The following is a 16076-nucleotide window of genomic DNA, read 5'->3' as shown; positions in this document are numbered from 1 at the left end:
GATCGATCATTGGCTGGACGCGCCGCTCTTCACGGCCAGGCCGACGCGCTGGATGCCGGCGCGCTGCAGCGAGTCCATGACCTGCACGACGGCCTCGTACTTGACGTTCTTGTCGGCGGAGATGACGACGGGGTTGTTCGCGTCGCTCCCCTGGGCCTTCTTGACGCGCTCGGCCAGCCGGTTGACCGGGATGGACTCGGGCTCCAGCTGGTCGACCTTGATCTTGAGCTTCTCGTCGGTGCCGACGATGACCTGGATGACATGCTCGGGCTGCTGGCGGCTCTTGCCCACGCTGGGCAGGTCCACGAGGCCGGTCGTGATCAGCGGTGCGCTGACCATGAAGATGATGAGCAGCACCAGCATCACGTCGATGAACGGGACCATGTTGATCTCGTTCATCGTGCGGCGCCGGCGACCGCCACGGGAGGAGACGGTGGCCATCAGTGCTGCGTCGCGTTGCGTTGCAGGATGTTGGAGAACTCCTCGATGAAGGTCTCCAGCGTGATCGCGCTGCGGTCGATCTGGCGCGCGAAGCGGTTGTAGGCCAGCACGGCCGGGATGGCGGCGAACAGGCCGATGGCCGTCGCGACCAGCGCCTCGGCAATGCCGGGGGCCACGGTGGCCAGCGTCACCTGCGTCAGGTTGGACAGGCCCACGAAGGCGTGCATGATCCCCCAGATGGTGCCGAACAGGCCCACGTAGGGCGACACGGAACCGACCGAGGCGAGGAAGGACAGGTTGCTCTCCATCGCATCCAGCTCGCGATGGAAGCTGGCGCGCATGGCGCGGCGCGCCGCGTCGAGCAGGGCACCGGCGTCGGTGACGCGTTTCTCGCGCAGCTTCAGGAACTCGCGCATGCCGGACGCGAAGATGCGCTCCAGCGGCGCGCCGTCCTGGCGGCTGCCAACCGACTGGTAGAGGTCGTTGAGGTTCTTGCCGCTCCAGAACTCGGCCTCGAAGGCGTCGTTGCGGCGCTTGATCTGGCCCAGACCGATGAGCTTGCCGAAGATGACGCTCCAGCTCGCCAGCGACACGAGCAGCAGGCCCGCGATGACGAGCTGCACCGCGAAGCTGGCATGCAGGATCAGGGAGACGATGGAGAGTTCTTGGTTCATGCAGTGATCGCCGCGACGACGGTGTCGGGCAGGCGTTGGGGTTTCAGGTCGTCGGCGCGCACGCAACCGATGCGGATCTCGCCTTCGCACAGCAGCGTGTCGCCGCGCAGCGCGCGCTGGCGAACGACGAGGCTGGCACGGCCGGCGGGCAGGGGTTCGACGGTGACGGTCAGCAGGTCGTCGAGCCGGGCCGGCGCGAGATAGCGCAGGCTGGTGGCCGCGACGACGAAGATGACGCCGGTATCCTCGCGCAGCTGGTGCTGCTCGACGCCGGCCGCGCGCAGCCACTCGGTGCGGGCGCGCTCGAAGAACTTCAGGTAGTTGGCATAGAAGACGATGCCACCGGCATCGGTGTCTTCCCAGTAGACCCGGATCGGGAACTCGAAGCTCACGCCAGCACCTCGCGCAGGCGGGCGACGGCTTCTTCCAGGTCCTCCATGGACGAGGCGAAGGACAGCCGCATCCAGCGCTGCGGGTCGGCGACACCGAAGTCGCGACCCGGCGTCAGCGCGATCTGGGCCCGCTGCAGCAGCTCATGAGCGAACGTCCAGCTGTCGGGGTGGTGGCGGCTGACGTCCATCCAGGCGTAGAAGGCGCCGTCCGGCGGCACCGGCACGCTCAGGCCCAGCGCATCGAGCGCCGGCACGATGTAGTCGCGGCGCTGTTTCAGCACGGCGCGACGACGCTCGTACTCGCCGATGGATTCGGGCTCGAAGCAGGCCAGCGCCGCAAGCTGCGCCAGCGTGGACGGGCAGATGTAGAAGTTCTGCGCCAGCCGCTCGATGGCCGGCACCAGGGCAGGCGGCAGCACCAGCCAGCCCAGCCGCCAGCCCGTCATGCCAAAGTACTTGGAGAAGCTGTTGACCGAGACGATGTCGTCGCCCAGGGCCAGCGCGCTGTGGCCGAAATGCTCCTCGTAGCTCAGCGGCAGGTAGATCTCGTCGACGACCGTGACGCCACCCTGGCTGCGCACAAAGCCGGCAATGTCGGCCAGCACCTCGGGCGCGATGGAGGTGCCGGTGGGGTTGCTGGGCGAGGCCAGCAGCACGCCGCGCGTGGCCGGTGTCCAGGCCTCGCGCACCTGGCCGGCACCGAGCTGGAAGCGCTCGGCCGCGCCGGTGGGCAGCAGGCGAGGCGTCGCGTCGGTGGCCGCCACGAAGTGGCGGTTGCAGGGATAGCACGGGTCGGGCATCAACACCTCGTCGCCGCGCTCGAAGAGGGCGAGGCAGGCGAGCTGCAGGCCGGCCGATGCGCCGGCCGTGATGGCGATGCGTTCAGGGGCGATGACAAGGCCGAACCGCTGCGCATACCAGCGCGAGATGGCCTCGCGCAGTGCAGGCAGGCCCAGCGAGTCGGTGTAGGGCGTGGGGCCCTGCGCGGCGCGGGCGGCGGCATCGCGCACTGCCGGCGAGGCGCCGAAATCGGGCTCGCCGACATGCAGCCGGATCATGCGCCGTCCGCCGCGGGCGGGATCACACAGCGGACCGGCCGCCGCCTGGGCCGCGGCCTTGGCCAGCTCCATCACGTAGAAGGGCTCGATGCGGGCCAGCCGCGAGGCGAGCTTCATCGGCGCGCGCTGACCTCGACGGGGCGCAGGTCGACGGCCGCGCGATCCAGCACGCCATTGACGTATTTGTGACCATCGGTGCCACCGAAGGACTTGGCCAGTTCGACCGCCTCGTTGATAGCGACCTTGTAGGGGATGTCGATGCAGTGCTTGAGCTCGTAGGCGCCGATCATCAGAATGGCGTGCTCAATGGGCGAGAGCTCGGTGGTCTGGCGGTCCACGTGACGGGACAGGATGGCGTCGAGGTCGGCGGCCTCGTTCACGCAGCCGGTCAACAGCGCGTCGTAATGCTTGACGTCGAGCTTGGCATAGCCTTCCTGCTCGCGGCCGAGGGCGTTGATGGCGCCGACGTCCTCGCCGGTCAGCAGCCATTGGTACAGGCCTTGCACGGCGGCCTCGCGCGAGCGGCGGCGGGCGGACTTGGCGGGGGCGCGCTTGGCGCCGGGTCGATTGCCGGTCTTGGCGGGGGTGGCGTTCACTCGATGTCTTTCAGCAGGTTGGCCATCTCGACGGCAACGCGCGCGGCGTCGCGGCCCTTGGGTTCGGCCCGGGCCCAGGCCTGGGCTTCGTTCTCGACGGTGAGGATGGCGTTGGCGATGGGAGTGCCATGGTCCAGGCCGACGCGCGTGATGGCCGCGCCGCTTTCGTTGGCCACCAGCTCGAAGTGATAGGTCTCGCCGCGGATGATGCAGCCCAGTGCGATCAGCGCGTCGTAGTCATCGCTCTCGGCCAGCGCCTGCAGGGCCAGCGGCACCTCCAGCGCGCCGGGCACGGTCACGTGGCGGATGGCCTCGGCCGGCACGCCCAGCACCGACAGCTCGGCCAGGCAGGCGCTGGCCAGGGCCGAGGTGATGGCGTCGTTGAAGCGTGCCTGCACGATGGCGATGCTGAGCTCGCTACCGTCGAGTGCGCCCTCGAAGCCGGGCCGGCCTTGTTCGGAATCTTGCATCGCGTGCCTCCGTCGTTCAGCAGGAAGGGGGGGCGACGAAGCCGGTCACTTCGAGGCCGTAGCCGGTCATGCTGGGCATGCGGCGCGGGCTGCCCAGCAGCTTCATGCGGTGCACGCCCAGGGCCTTCAGGATCTGGGCGCCGACGCCGTAGGTGCGCAGGTCCATGGCACCCTTGGAGACCGCGACCGGCTCGCTGGATTGCACGCGGGCCAGCACACCGGCGGCATCCTCGCCGCAGTTCAGCAGCACTGCGGCACCGGCCGGGCTGGCCTTGAGCGCCGCCAGCGCAGCCGGCAGGCCCCAGGAGTGGCCGCAGGAGCCGGCCTCCAGCAGGTCCATGACGGACAGCGGCTCATGCACCCGCACCAGCACCTCGTCGCCGGGTTGCCAGGCACCATGGCTGAGGGCCAGGTGGGTGGCGCCCGTGCGGTCGGTGAAGACCTGGCAGTCGAACTCGCCCTGGGCCGTGTTCAGGCGGCGCTGGGCGACGCGCGTGATCAGGCTCTCGTGACGGCTGCGGTACTCGATGAGGTCGGCGATCGTGCCTATCTTCAGGCCGTGCTCCTTGGCGAAGATCTCCAGATCGGGCAGCCGGGCCATGCTGCCATCGTCCTTCATGATCTCGCAGATCACGGAGGTGGCCGACAGGCCGGCCATGCGGGCCAGGTCGCAGCCGGCCTCTGTATGGCCGGCGCGCATCAGCACGCCGCCGTCCTGTGCCTGCAACGGGAAGATGTGGCCGGGCTGGACCAGGTCGCTGGCCTTGGCCTCGGCGGCGACCGCGGCCTGCACGGTGCGGGCGCGGTCGGCGGCGGAGATGCCGGTCGTGACACCGGTGGCCGCCTCGATGGACACGGTGAAGGCCGTGCCATGCTGGGTGCCGTTGCGGCGCGTCATCGGCGGCAACTGCAGTCGCTCGCAATGCTCGCGCGGCAGCGTCAAGCAGATCAGGCCGCGGCCATGCTTGGCCATGAAGTTGATCGCCTCGGGCGTGACGAGGTCGGCGGCGAGGACGAGATCGCCCTCGTTTTCGCGATCTTCCTCGTCGACCAGGATGACCATGCGGCCGGCGGCCAACTCGGCGACCAGCTCGGGAATGGGGGAGATGGGCATAGCGGGCAATTGTAGGTGGCGACCCTAGGTCGGCCGCAGACGCAGGCGCAGATCCTGACCCACGGAGGTGGCCTCGAGCAGTTGCCAGCGACGGGCATGGCCGAGCTCGGCCAGAGGCGCCAGCGCAGCGAGCGGGCGGCCCTCGCCGATCAGCAGGGGCGCCTGGTAGACCAGCAACTCGTCGACAAGGCCGGCATCGAGGAAAGCGCCTGACAGCGTCGGACCGGCCTCGACGTGCAACTCGTTGATGCCCTGGCCGCCCAGCTCGGTGAGCAGGGCAGGCAGGTCGGCACGGCCCGGGCCGATGACGCGGGCCTCGCCGGGCGGCTGCAGCAGGCAGGCGTCGGCCGGCATGCGGCCCCGCGGATCCAGCACGATGCGCAGCGGCTGCCTGGCTGTGGGCACCAGGCGCACGTCCAGCCGCGGATCGTCGGCCAGCACGGTACCTATGCCGGTCAGCACGGCGCCCGCGCGCTTGCGCCAGGCATGGCCGTCGGCGCGGGCCGCTTCGCCGGTGATCCATTGGCTGCGACCGTCCGGCAGGGCAGTGCGGCCGTCCAGCGAGATGGCCGACTTCAGGCGCACGAAGGGGCGGCCGCGCTGCATGCGCGAGAAGAAGCCGATGTTCAGCTCGCGGGCCGCCGCGGCGACGGCGGGCTCGGCCAGCTCGACCCGGATGCCCGCGGCCTGCAGTCGCGACAGGCCCTGGCCGGCGACCTGGGGGTTGGGATCCTCGATGGCGCAGACGACGTTCGCGATGCCCGCAGCAATCAACGCGTCGCAGCAGGGCGGCGTGCGGCCATGGTGGGAGCAGGGCTCCAGCGTGACGACGGCCGTCGCCCCGCGCACGTCGTGGCCGCGGGCGGCGGCATCCCGCAGCGCCATGACCTCGGCGTGGGCCTGGCCCGCGACCTGGGTGTGGCCGGCACCCAGCTCACGGCCGTCGGGCGCCAGGATGACGCAGCCGACGCGGGGGTTGGGGTCGCTCAGGCCGACGGCTTGCTCGGCCAGGGAGAGTGCGCGCAGCAGGGCGGCATGGAGGTCCGGCGGATTCATGTCGCCAGTCTAGCCAGCGCGCCCTCCGTCAAGGCTGCAATTGGATCGTCGAATAGTCGGCGAAGACGCCGTGGGCCGGATCGACGGCGGGCGCCGTGGGGCAGTTGAGGTCGCCGCGCACCACCAGGAAGTTCTGGCGCGTCAGCGAGCCGGCGACCTTGGCGTAGACGGCCGGATGCTCTTCGTTCTCCAGGGCCGTCCAGTCGGCCGTGAAGCCGCCGCCGCTGCCGTTGTAGTCGGCGCTGTAGCGGCAGACGCGGAACTGGGCGGCGCTGGCGCCGGTCGCAAAACCCGTCAGGACCAACTGGCCCGACCAGGTCAGGCGCGAGCCGGCGGGACCGGCCTCCTTCGGGTAGACGACACAGTAGTAGCTGACGTAGGGCGGGCTGCTGGCCGAATCGCTGAGGCACTGCTGGTCCGCTGCCGCGGGAGCCGTGGCGACAAAGCTGTCCAGCACCATGTTGCCGCTGCTCATCACCGGAACACCCTGGGGTGTGAGCCGCGGCAGCCAATAGGTCCCGTTGACGATGCTCAGGCCCAGCTGAAAGCCGCCGGCTTCGGGCAGGCCGGGGTTGGGCGGGCTGGTGTTGGAGAAGCGGACCACGCCGCTGAGCAGATAGCCGACCGTGCCGTTGATGCAGGACTCGACATCGGCGGTGGTGAGCGTGGACACCGGCGTGCCGGCGGGGATTTCGCATTTGCCGATGATGGTGCCATCCAGGTTGTTGAAGACCCAGACCGTGCCAGCCAGCGCGTCGGGGCGGAAGGCGCTGATGTCCTTGCCCAGTTGCTTGGCTCCGGCCGGAATGGCCGGGTTGCGGGCGGACGGCTGGGTCAGCGGGGCCCTGCGAGGCGTGAACCCCACCACTGCGCTGAAGACCGGGTCGACGGAGGCGATGACGGTGTCGAGGTTGACGAACTGCAGGTCCCCGGTCCGGTCCGTCCAGCTCACGTTCACGCGCACCGTCAGCCCCTGCCCGCCGGTAGCGAGGGAGCCGATGTTGCGCTGCACGACATAGGTCGTATTGGAGTCGGGCAGCGTCACCGGCCTCACCGGCAAAGGGGTGACGGTTTCGGCGAGCATTGCGGCGTAGACCCCGGCGGAAGCCGGCGTGCTGGAGGCGCGGCGGAGTTCGGAGAAATCGCGCATCTGGGCGATTTCAGCGCGCGCAATGCGCATGGCTTCGCTGCGCTGCTTGGCGAGATCCGCGCCATAGCGGAGGTTGCTCATCAGGCCCACCAGGGCAAGCATGCCGAAGGACATCACCAGCAAGGCCACGAGTGCCTCGATCAGGGTGACGCCCTGCTGGCGTGTGGATGTGCGGGGCGATGCGGAGGTGGAATGCAGCTCGGACATGGCTCTGCCTCCGTCAGTCGGCGTCGATCAAGCTGCCGGAGACCCGCGCATAGCTGCCCTGGCGGTTGCGGAGCTGATTGGCGATGGATTGCAGGTACTGGATGTCCATGCTGCCCGTCGCGGTCATGTCGCCCTGGACCAGCACCATGCCCGTGATCAGCGACGTGAGCCCCCCGGTGTTGCTCCAGGCCAGGTCGCCGAGCGCCACCAGCATGCCGTTGATCTGCATGGGCCCGCTCAGCACGACATTGCCGTTGACGATGATCAGCGGCGGGTCGTTGACGGCACCGATGACGACGTTGGAGGCGATGGTCATGGGGCCTGCAATCCACAGGATGCGCTGGCCCGCGGCGTAGGCGGCCTGCAGAGCCGGCCCGCAATCACCGGCGGGGCAGGTGACGACGCGCAGCGACGGATGGTTCTGGTAGCGGCTGGGCGCCATGCCCATATAGGTTCGGAAGAACCAGTCGGCGGACAAGCTACTCAGTCCGGCGTCGTCGAAGATGCGCGCCTGTGCGGGTGGGGTGCCGGGCACGCTGTCCATGCGGGCGTCGACGAGGGCCGGCGCAGTCCCGCCCGAGACGACCAGCAGGCCTGAAGATGCTGGATCGGTGTTGTGCAGGCCCAGCCCGCCACTGCCCGTGGTCGTCAGGCTGCCCTTGACCGTCAAGGGGCTGGCGGGAGAGGAGGGCACCGCGGCGATGAAGGCGATGGACGCCGTCTGCACGGACGTGGCGATGGCCTTCGGGCTGCGGCCCTCCGCACCATCGGTCCTGCAGTTGTCGACACTGCTGTCGCTGCAGCCCTGCGAGGTCACCTGGAAGCTGCCGTAGTGCAGGGTCACGTCGGTGCCCAGGGCAAGCCCGAAGCTGGGCACGAGCAGGCCCTGAACGGTCGTGGCGGGCTGGGCGGTCCGGTCGTTGGGCGCCGGGCAGCGGCAGACCAGGGTGTTGCCGGTTCTGGCGCAATCGACCGCGAATTCCAGGGCGGCAGCAGTCTTGCTCTGCACACTGCGATCCACCGATGAAATGGCGAGGTACTTGTCGGCGAACCGTGTCCCGCCGCTGCTCACCGGCTGGCAGCTGGCATCGATGCCGGTGCCATTCAACATGGCCACCGTCCATTCCACGCCGCCCTCGGCCATCTCCTGTGCCAGGCTGGCACGGTAGTAGCTGCCCGAGATGCGCTGCTCGAACATCAGGCTGCGGTTGGCATAGGCAGCCAGCAGGGCCATCACAAGGAACAGCACCATGACCACCACCAGCGTGGCGGCACCGTTCTGTGCCGATCGGCCCACGCCGAATCCGCGCCTCATTGGCAGACCCCGTCGACAAGGTCGGCGCGGATCTTTTCGCTGACCCGCAAGGTGCGCTTGACGTTGCGATCCGACTTGGAAACGGCCTGGATGGTGACGTCCACGCGCCTCAGGGTCAGCGTCGGGCAGGCGCCGCCGGTGGTGCAGTCACACACATCCTCCAGCGAGATCTGCTGCGTGCTGATGACGGGAGTGAAGTTCTCGATCAGCACCGCATCCGGATCGGTGATGGGCTGCCAATTGGACTGACCGAGCTGGAGATAGAGCGTCTTGTTGCTCAGCCGGATGCCAGACTGTTCATTGCTGGCCAGCGCATTGCTCGTGTTGACGGCGGTTGTGCCGGCCGGCGGCCGCGCGTAGCGGTAGAGCAGATCGTTCGTGCCCTGCGGCTGCGTCAGCACGGTGTACGGGCTGGACGCCGCGGGCTTGGCCGGGATCGTGCCCGCGCTGCGCTCCGGCTCCCACACGCCGTTGGCCGGTAGTCCGCGGTAACCCGCGCGACGCAGGTCCTGCTGCAGCAGGTCGGCCGCGACCCGCAGATCCTGCTGCATCTGCACTTCGAGCATCAGCCGGCGATGCTCGGTGATCTGTCGTGTCGCGACCAGGGTCGCCCCTGCGACGACGATCAACCCGACGGTGATGCCCACCATCAACTCGACCAGGCCCAAGCCCCGCTCGGCCAGGCCGCGGCTTGCACGGCGCAGGTGGAGATTCATGCGCATCTTGCGTATCCGGTCATGTCGCCGGCGGGCGTGCAAACCCTTACCCGGCCGGCCGTATTGACCTCTACACGCAAGGTGTATTTCTTCTTCTTGCTGACCACATCGACGTGGAACCCCAGTGCGGCGACGTCCATCTGCATGCGCCCGAACTTAAGCTGGTACGAGGTGCCCGGCCATTTGTGGTCGATCGTGTCCGCCGCGAAGGTCACGTAGTCCGCAGGCAACTGGAACAGGCGCAACAGCTCGGCACCGGCGCCCTGACAGATCAGGGCCGGATCCTGATTGCACTTGCACCTGTTGTTGAAGCCCGTTGCAGACGTCGTGACGGCGGCGCAGCTCATGCTGGTGCCGGGGTCGAATCGCACGGTCAGCACGGAATTGGTCGACGTGGTTTCCGCCTTGGCATAGGTGAGGACGCTCGCGACCTCCTCGGCGGCGGCAATCACGCGACGCCGCTCCAGCAGGTCGGCCATCGAAGGCGCGGCAACCGCCAGCAGGATTGCCAGCACGCCCAGCCCGACCAGGATCTCGACCAGCGTCAGGCCCGACCGGCGAGTCTTCGGCGCAAGAAAACGCTTCTGCATGGTCAATTGGGCCAGCAGAGTGCTCTGGTGTCCCGGTCGGACCCGCTGTTGTCGGGGTCCCCCAACGCGGTATACGTGGGGGTCGCACGGTTCAGGGTCACCGTGAAGCTCTTGCAGGCGGAGTCGCGTGCCTGCTTGCCGCCAGGCACCGGCGTCGCCGTCGCGATATAGCCGGTCGAGAAAGCCGCTGGGTTCCCGACGCCACTCAGGCTGACCTGGTAGTGCGGCGTGATGTCTGAAATGTTGATGTTCAGGGAATTCAGCGACGACGCATAGTTACTGACGTTGCTGCGAAATCGCTCCTGGGCCTGCATGACGGCCGACAGCGCGGCGATGGCGTCGGCCCGCCGGCCGCGCTGCAACTGGGAGGTATAGGCCGGGTAGGCAATGGCGGCAAGGATGCCGGCAACGGCGAGCGCGACCATCAGCTCGATCAGGCTGAAGCCTTGGCGACGTGGGCGACGAGGCATGCGCATCGAATGATTCTCGGCAGGCATCGATGGCGACCCTGGTTCACCCGCGCCGCTCATCCGCCGAGTCGCGCCGCCGGTCGGCGACCACCGCGAATGAGGGGCTCAGGCGAACCTGGGGATATTGCCCATCCCGGCGCCGACGGCGCAGTTGCGCATCCGGGATGCGGCGAGGGCGGCGACCTGACGGATCACCGAACCGCCGCTCAGGCCCAGCTCGATGCCGCCAACCTGCGTTACCAGGCCCAGCTCGATGCCGCCAACCTGCGTTACCAGGCCCTGGCGATGCTGGAGCCCCGGCGTCTGGGCCTGTTGGGCCATCACCCACTCGCCCTCTCCGAAGAGAATCAGGGCCAACCCGGGTCAGATCTCGCGGATCAGCTGCCGGAACTCGTCGACGTCCTCGAAGCTGCGGTAGACCGACGCGAAGCGCACATAGGCCACCTTGTCGATGCGCTTGAGTTCGCGCATGACCAGCTCGCCCAGCCGCGTCGATGCGATCTCGCGCGCGCCGCTGGCCAGCAGCTTCTCCTCGATGCGGTTCAGCGCGGCGTCGATCTGCTCGACGCTGACCGGCCGCTTGCGCAGCGCCAGCTGCATGGAGGCACGCAGCTTGGCGGAGTCGAAATCGGCGCGCCGGCCGTCCTTCTTGACGACCGAGGGCAGGGTGATGTCGGCCCGCTCATAGGTCGTGAAGCGCTTGTCGCACGACAGGCAGCGGCGCCGCCGGCGGACGACGTCGCCCTCATCCGACTCCCGGGTTTCGGAGACCTGGGTTTCGGTGTGAGAGCAGAACGGGCAGCGCACCGTCAGCCGCGGTAGACCGGGAAGGCTGCCGTCAGTGCGGCCACCTTGGCGCGCACGGCGGCCAGATTGGCCTCGTCGTGCGGCTTGTCCAGCACGTCGGCGATCAGGTGGGCCGTCTGGCGCACCTGCTCCTCCTTGAAGCCACGCGTGGTCATGGCCGGCGTGCCCAGGCGGATGCCGCTGGTGACCATGGGCTTCTGCGGGTCGTTGGGGATGCCGTTCTTGTTGCAGGTCATGTGGGCGGCGCCCAGGATGGCCTCGGCTTCCTTGCCGGTCAGGTTCTTGGGACGCAGGTCCACCAGCATGACGTGGCTCTCGGTGCCGCCGGAGACGATGCGCAGGCCGCGCTCGATCAGCGTCTGGGCCAGCACCTTGGCGTTCTTGACGACCTGTTCCTGGTAGGCCTTGAACTCCGGCGTCAGCGCTTCCTTGAAGGCCACGGCCTTGCCGGCGATGACGTGCATCAGCGGGCCACCCTGGATGCCGGGGAAGATCGCCGAGTTGATCTTCTTGGCGATGGCTTCGTCGTTGGTCAGGATGATGCCGCCGCGCGGGCCGCGCAGGCTCTTGTGCGTGGTGGACGTGACGACGTCGGCGTGGGGCAGCGGGTTGGGATAGACGCCCGCGGCGATGAGGCCGGCGTAATGGGCCATGTCCACCATGAAGTAGGCACCGATCTCCTTGGCGATCCTGCCGAAGCGCTCGAAGTCGATGCGCAGCGAGTAGGCGGAGGCGCCGGCGATGATGAGCTTGGGCTTCTTCTCGCGGGCCAGGGCCTCCATCGCGTCGTAGTCGATGGCCTCATTGGCGTCCAGGCCGTAGCTGATGACGTTGAACCACTTGCCGCTCATGTTCAGCGCCATGCCGTGGGTCAGGTGGCCGCCTTCGGCCAGGCTCATGCCCATGATGGTGTCGCCGGGCTGCAGCAGCGCGAAGAACACGCCCTGGTTGGCCTGGGAGCCGGAGTTGGGCTGCACATTGGCGTATTCGGCGCCGAAGAGCTGCTTGACGCGGTCGATGGCGAGTTGCTCGGCGACGTCCACGTACTCGCAGCCACCGTAGTAGCGCTTGCCCGGGTAGCCCTCGGCGTATTTGTTGGTGAGCTGGCTGCCCTGGGCCTGCATGACGGCGGGGGAGGTGTAGTTCTCCGACGCGATCAGCTCGATGTGGTCTTCCTGGCGGCGGTTCTCGTTCTGGACGGCGGTCCAGAGCTCGGGGTCGACCAGGGCGAGGGTGGAGGTGGTGCGGTCAAACATGCTGGTGTTCCGAAGGTCAGGCGGTGAGTCCCAGGCGATCGCGGCAGGCGCGACGTCCAGGGCTGCCCAGGCGAACGGCTGACAGCGGCTCCTTGGAACCGCCTCACGCTCCCCGGTGGTGGCCCACCTCGGGTCAGCTCGTGACCCTGATCGCCAGTCGCGTGAACCGGCAGTGTAAGTCAGCGCAGCAAGGCCACCTGAGCAGATTCGCCAGTGGGCGCCGACGCCGCCTCGCGCAGCGGGCGCGCGGCGGCATTGGCCGGGACAGCGCGGCCGGCGGCCACGGCCTTGAGCAGGTCGTGCTCGGCCATCACGCGGGCGGTGTACCCGGTGTCGTCCGCCAGGTTGGCGGCGCCGACGTAGTAGCGCAGGCCCTCGTCCAGGCTGCCTGCGCGCTGGATGCATTCCTTGAGCACCTGCACGCCCACGCGCAGATTGGTGACCGGGTCGAAGGCCGCGAGCGTGCCGCCGAAGGCCTCGTACTTGTCGTCGTGCACCCGGGTCATGACCTGCATCAGGCCTTGAGCGCCGACGGAGCTCTGTGCGAAGGGGTTGAAGCCCGATTCGATGGCCATGATGGAAAGGATCAGCGTCGGCTCCACCTTGGCGCGCTGGCCCACGGCCCAGGCCTCCTGCACCAGCCGGCTGACGGGCTCGGGCGCCACGCGGTAGCGGCGCGCCAGCCAATGGGCCACGGCGGCCTGCTGGCGGCTGAGCCCGCGCGGGTCGGTGGCGGTGGCACGGGCTATGGCCTCGGGCTCGGCCGGCACCAGCAGCGCGCTGCCGTCGGCCTCAGCGCGCGCCTCCTGGCGGGCGTGCAGCCAACCCAGCGTGGCGGACTCCAGCTTCTCGCGCAGGCCCGCCTGGCTCGTGAACACCAGCAGCACCGCCACCACGGCGAGCCCGAGGAGGGCCAGCGTGTTGTGGCTGACCACGAGCAGGCCGTTGCCGATGTCCTTCACGAACAGCGACGCCGAATCCCGCGTGTGGCGAGCCAGGCTGAACAGGTCTTGACGTGTCGTCATGCGACTCCTTGTGCCGCGCCTACCTCAGGTTGCCGCCGTTGCGAGGCGGTCTGGGTGGAGCGACGGTGATAATTTCCCGGTCGATTGCTCTGGCCTGTGGCATCTCTGTGCCCGGAGGACCCGGCCGGTTGGGCTTCAGTGGAAACCCGAAGCCGCGAATTTTACGAGCCGAAGATAACCCGTCAAGGCTGTTTCAACACTTCTAAACTACTTTTGGTTATGAAATACAGCGACCTGCGGGACTTCATCGCCGGCCTGGAAGGCCTTGGCGAGCTCAAGCGCGTGCGTGAAAAAGTCTCGCCCGTGCTGGAGATGACGGCCCTCAGCGACCGGGTGCTGCGTGCCGGCGGACCGGCCCTGCTGTTCGAGGCGCCGGCCGGGTTTTCCTCGCCCGCCTTGACGAATCTTTTCGGGACGACGCGTCGAGTCGCACTCGGCATGGGCGCTGAGTCCCTGGCCGATCTGAGGGACGTGGGGAGGGTGCTCGCCAGCCTCAAGGAGCCCGAGCCGCCCAAGGGCCTGAAGGACGCCGGAAAGCTGTTGCAGATGGCCAAGGCGCTGTGGGACATGAAGCCCGCCGTTCAGCGCCGCGCGGCCTGCCAGGAAGAGGTGCTGGAGTCCGGCGACATCGACCTGGGCCGCCTGCCCATCCAGACCTGCTGGCCGGACGACGCCGCCCCCCTGATCACGTGGGGTCTGGTCATCACGCGCGGTCCGGCGAGGCCTCGCCAGAACCTCGGCATCTACCGCCAGCAGCTCATTGGCCCCCGCCAGGTCATCATGCGCTGGCTTGCGCACCGCGGCGGCGCGCTGGATTTCCGCGATTTCGCGCTGGCCCACCCGGGCGAGCCCTTCCCCATCGCCGTGGCCCTGGGAGCGGACCCGGCCACCATCCTCGGTGCCGTGACGCCCGTGCCCGATGCCCTCTCGGAGTACCAGTTCGCCGGCCTGTTGCGTGGCTCGCGTACGGAACTGGTCAACACCGGCGTGGGCCGGGGCCAGCCGCTGCAGGCGCCGGCGTCGGCCGAGATCGTGCTGGAAGGCCATATTCCGCCCGCCGCGCCAGGCTTCACCGGCGTCAGCGAGCGCGGCGTGCCGCTGAAGGAGAAGGACGGCTATCTGCATGCGCTGGAAGGCCCGTTCGGCGATCACACCGGCTATTACAACGAGCAGGACTGGTTCCCCGTCTTCGAGGTCACGCGCCAGACCCAGCGCAGCAACCCGATCTACCATTCCACCTACACCGGCAAGCCGCCGGACGAGCCCGCCATCCTGGGCGTCGCGCTCAACGAGGTCTTCGTACCCATCCTGCAGAAGCAGTTCCCGGAGATCGTCGACTTCTACCTGCCGCCCGAGGGCTGCAGCTATCGCATGGCCGTCGTGTCCATCAAGAAGTCCTACCCCGGTCATGCCAAACGGCTGATGTTCGGCATCTGGAGCTTCCTGCGCCAGTTCATGTACACCAAGTTCATCGTCGTCGTCGACGACGACATCGACACGCGCAACTGGCAGGAAGTCATCTGGGCCATCACCACCCGCATGGACCCGGTGCGCGACACCACGCTGGTCGACAACACGCCCATCGACTATCTCGACTTCGCCTCGCCCGTCAGCGGCCTGGGCGGCAAGATGGGGCTGGACGCCACCAACAAATGGCCCGGCGAAACCTCGCGCGAATGGGGTCGCGGCATCAGCCTGCCTCCCGAGATCACGGCGCGCGCCGATGCGCTATTCGGGCAACTCTTCTTGAAGCAGGAAGCTGGCTCGCCTACTGTTTGAGGGCCTTTTGAGGCAAACCCTCTGGCGCAATCTTTGCGCGCCAGGAGCCCCTCGGCAGATCGCCCTGGAGCCCCAAGGTGGCATCGCCACCCACCCCGCCCGGCCTGAAAGCCCGGCGGGGTTTCTATATTCGACGCCTCAACGCCCCGCCCACCAGGCCAGCGCCTCGTAGGCGATGTAGCGCACGCGCTCAAAACCGTCGACGGACGGGCACCAGTCGTCAAAGCTGCTCAGCGCATCCTCGCGCAGCCCCACGGGTGCCGGCAGCACCCGCAGGCCCAGTGGCGCGGCCTCCGCCTCGAAGGCGCGCAGCGCGCGACGCATATGGGTCTCGTGCGTGACGAGGATCACCTCCTTCACGCCCGCCGCCGCCAGCATGGGCAGCGTGTGGGCCGCGTTCTCGCGCGTGTCGCGCGAACTGGCCTCGGCCCAGCGCAGCGGCAGGCGGTAATCCTCGGCGGCCACCCGGGCGACGATCACGGCCTCGGGCTGCCTCAGCTGGCCCGCCGTCCAGCCAATCCCACCCGTGAACCCCAGTGGCCAGCCGCTGCGCCGGGCCAGCCAGACGCCATAGGCCAGGCGTTCGGCCGTGAGTCGTGTCGGGGCGCCGCCACCGAACTCCGGCGCCAGCCGCCGCACGCCGGCACCCAGCACCAGCACGGCACCATCCTGGCGGCCGCGCAGGGCGTCGACCTGGCTCGGCGGCAGCAGCGCGGGCTGCCCGACGACCCGGCTCAGCAGCTCGCCGGCAGCTTCGGTGCCCGACAGCCACACCCCGGTCAGCGCCAGCGCCAGCAAGGCCCCGCCGAAGCGCCGGCCGCGCCTGAGCCGCCAACCGCCCCATGCGGCCAGAAGCAGCAGCGGCGCTGGAGGCAGAACGACCGCCAGCACCAGGGTCTTGAAACCGGAGTAATCGAGGGCGAGGTTCACCCCGGCATCATCGCTGACATCAATAATGCG

General features: G+C 68.6%; 19 protein-coding genes and 1 riboswitch. Of the genes, 1 reads left to right on the top strand and 18 read right to left on the bottom strand.

Features of this window, described 5'->3' with window-relative positions; genetic code table 11:
• Positions 1-6 precede the first annotated feature (6 nt).
• The 17 genes from tolR to JOY88_RS11680 form a co-directional block, all read right to left on the bottom strand.
• A complete protein-coding gene (gene tolR / locus JOY88_RS11760) occupies positions 7-441 on the bottom strand; it encodes a protein TolR (protein WP_293502595.1) in 435 nt (144 codons plus the stop codon).
• Positions 441-1115 (bottom strand): protein TolQ, encoded by a 675-nt coding sequence (gene tolQ / locus JOY88_RS11755; RefSeq protein ID WP_293502593.1) that lies wholly within the window; start codon positions 1113-1115, stop codon positions 441-443. Before tolQ ends, tolR begins: the two co-directional genes overlap by 1 nt.
• Positions 1112-1507 carry a tol-pal system-associated acyl-CoA thioesterase gene (ybgC, locus tag JOY88_RS11750; RefSeq protein ID WP_293502591.1) on the bottom strand — a complete coding sequence of 132 codons (396 nt, stop codon included), beginning with the start codon at positions 1505-1507 and terminating at the stop codon, positions 1112-1114. The genes tolQ and ybgC overlap by 4 nt, the downstream gene beginning before the upstream one ends.
• On the bottom strand, positions 1504-2682 hold the full coding sequence (locus tag JOY88_RS11745) for a pyridoxal phosphate-dependent aminotransferase (RefSeq protein ID WP_293502589.1): 1179 nt from the start codon (positions 2680-2682) through the stop codon (positions 1504-1506). The genes ybgC and JOY88_RS11745 overlap by 4 nt, the downstream gene beginning before the upstream one ends.
• Positions 2679-3161, bottom strand: a complete 483-nt coding sequence (gene nusB / locus JOY88_RS11740) for a transcription antitermination factor NusB (RefSeq protein ID WP_293502587.1) — start codon at positions 3159-3161, stop codon at positions 2679-2681. Before nusB ends, JOY88_RS11745 begins: the two co-directional genes overlap by 4 nt.
• Complete coding sequence (ribH, locus tag JOY88_RS11735; protein ID WP_293502585.1) at positions 3158-3631, bottom strand: 6,7-dimethyl-8-ribityllumazine synthase; 474 nt, start codon at positions 3629-3631, stop codon at positions 3158-3160. Before ribH ends, nusB begins: the two co-directional genes overlap by 4 nt.
• Positions 3632-3647: 16 nt before the next feature.
• Positions 3648-4745, bottom strand: a complete 1098-nt coding sequence (ribBA, locus tag JOY88_RS11730) for a bifunctional 3,4-dihydroxy-2-butanone-4-phosphate synthase/GTP cyclohydrolase II (protein WP_293502583.1) — start codon at positions 4743-4745, stop codon at positions 3648-3650.
• A 24-nt stretch (positions 4746-4769) separates the two neighbouring features.
• Positions 4770-5801: a bifunctional diaminohydroxyphosphoribosylaminopyrimidine deaminase/5-amino-6-(5-phosphoribosylamino)uracil reductase RibD gene (gene ribD, locus JOY88_RS11725; RefSeq protein ID WP_293502581.1), complete on the bottom strand. Its 1032-nt coding sequence runs from the start codon at positions 5799-5801 to the stop codon at positions 4770-4772.
• A gap of 28 nt (positions 5802-5829) precedes the next feature.
• On the bottom strand, positions 5830-7158 hold the full coding sequence (locus tag JOY88_RS11720; protein ID WP_293502579.1) for a type IV pilus modification PilV family protein: 1329 nt from the start codon (positions 7156-7158) through the stop codon (positions 5830-5832).
• A 13-nt stretch (positions 7159-7171) separates the two neighbouring features.
• Positions 7172-8473 (bottom strand): PilX N-terminal domain-containing pilus assembly protein, encoded by a 1302-nt coding sequence (locus JOY88_RS11715; RefSeq protein WP_293502577.1) that lies wholly within the window; start codon positions 8471-8473, stop codon positions 7172-7174.
• Entirely contained in the window at positions 8470-9189 is a 720-nt protein-coding gene (locus JOY88_RS11710; protein ID WP_293502575.1) for a PilW family protein, read from the bottom strand. The genes JOY88_RS11715 and JOY88_RS11710 overlap by 4 nt, the downstream gene beginning before the upstream one ends.
• Positions 9186-9779, bottom strand: a complete 594-nt coding sequence (locus JOY88_RS11705; protein WP_293502573.1) for a pilus assembly FimT family protein — start codon at positions 9777-9779, stop codon at positions 9186-9188. Before JOY88_RS11705 ends, JOY88_RS11710 begins: the two co-directional genes overlap by 4 nt.
• 2 nt (positions 9780-9781) lie before the next feature.
• A complete protein-coding gene (locus tag JOY88_RS11700; protein ID WP_293502571.1) occupies positions 9782-10255 on the bottom strand; it encodes a type IV pilin protein in 474 nt (157 codons plus the stop codon).
• Positions 10256-10354: 99 nt separating this feature from the next.
• Positions 10355-10606, bottom strand: a complete 252-nt coding sequence (locus JOY88_RS11695; RefSeq protein ID WP_293502569.1) for a hypothetical protein — start codon at positions 10604-10606, stop codon at positions 10355-10357.
• A 6-nt stretch (positions 10607-10612) separates the two neighbouring features.
• On the bottom strand, positions 10613-11056 hold the full coding sequence (nrdR, locus tag JOY88_RS11690; RefSeq protein ID WP_293502568.1) for a transcriptional regulator NrdR: 444 nt from the start codon (positions 11054-11056) through the stop codon (positions 10613-10615).
• A 2-nt stretch (positions 11057-11058) separates the two neighbouring features.
• Entirely contained in the window at positions 11059-12312 is a 1254-nt protein-coding gene (gene glyA, locus JOY88_RS11685) for a serine hydroxymethyltransferase (protein ID WP_293502567.1), read from the bottom strand.
• 57 nt (positions 12313-12369) lie between these two features.
• Positions 12370-12483: riboswitch (ZMP/ZTP riboswitch) on the bottom strand.
• An 8-nt stretch (positions 12484-12491) separates the two neighbouring features.
• Positions 12492-13337, bottom strand: coding sequence for a lytic transglycosylase domain-containing protein (locus tag JOY88_RS11680; protein ID WP_293502566.1), 846 nt, complete (start codon positions 13335-13337; stop codon positions 12492-12494).
• Between the two features lie 219 nt (positions 13338-13556).
• Between JOY88_RS11680 and ubiD the strand changes: the two genes are divergently transcribed.
• A complete protein-coding gene (ubiD, locus tag JOY88_RS11675; RefSeq protein ID WP_293502565.1) occupies positions 13557-15116 on the top strand; it encodes a 4-hydroxy-3-polyprenylbenzoate decarboxylase in 1560 nt (519 codons plus the stop codon).
• A 138-nt stretch (positions 15117-15254) separates the two neighbouring features.
• Here ubiD and JOY88_RS11670 read toward each other — a convergent pair whose 3' ends face one another.
• Complete coding sequence (locus JOY88_RS11670; protein ID WP_293502564.1) at positions 15255-16046, bottom strand: YdcF family protein; 792 nt, start codon at positions 16044-16046, stop codon at positions 15255-15257.
• Between the last annotated feature and the right edge of the window lie 30 nt (positions 16047-16076).

This window comes from Roseateles sp. (genome assembly GCF_019237615.1).
Classification (GTDB): Bacteria; Pseudomonadota; Gammaproteobacteria; order Burkholderiales; family Burkholderiaceae_C; genus Pelomonas.
This window is presented reverse-complemented; position numbering and strand designations above follow the sequence as displayed.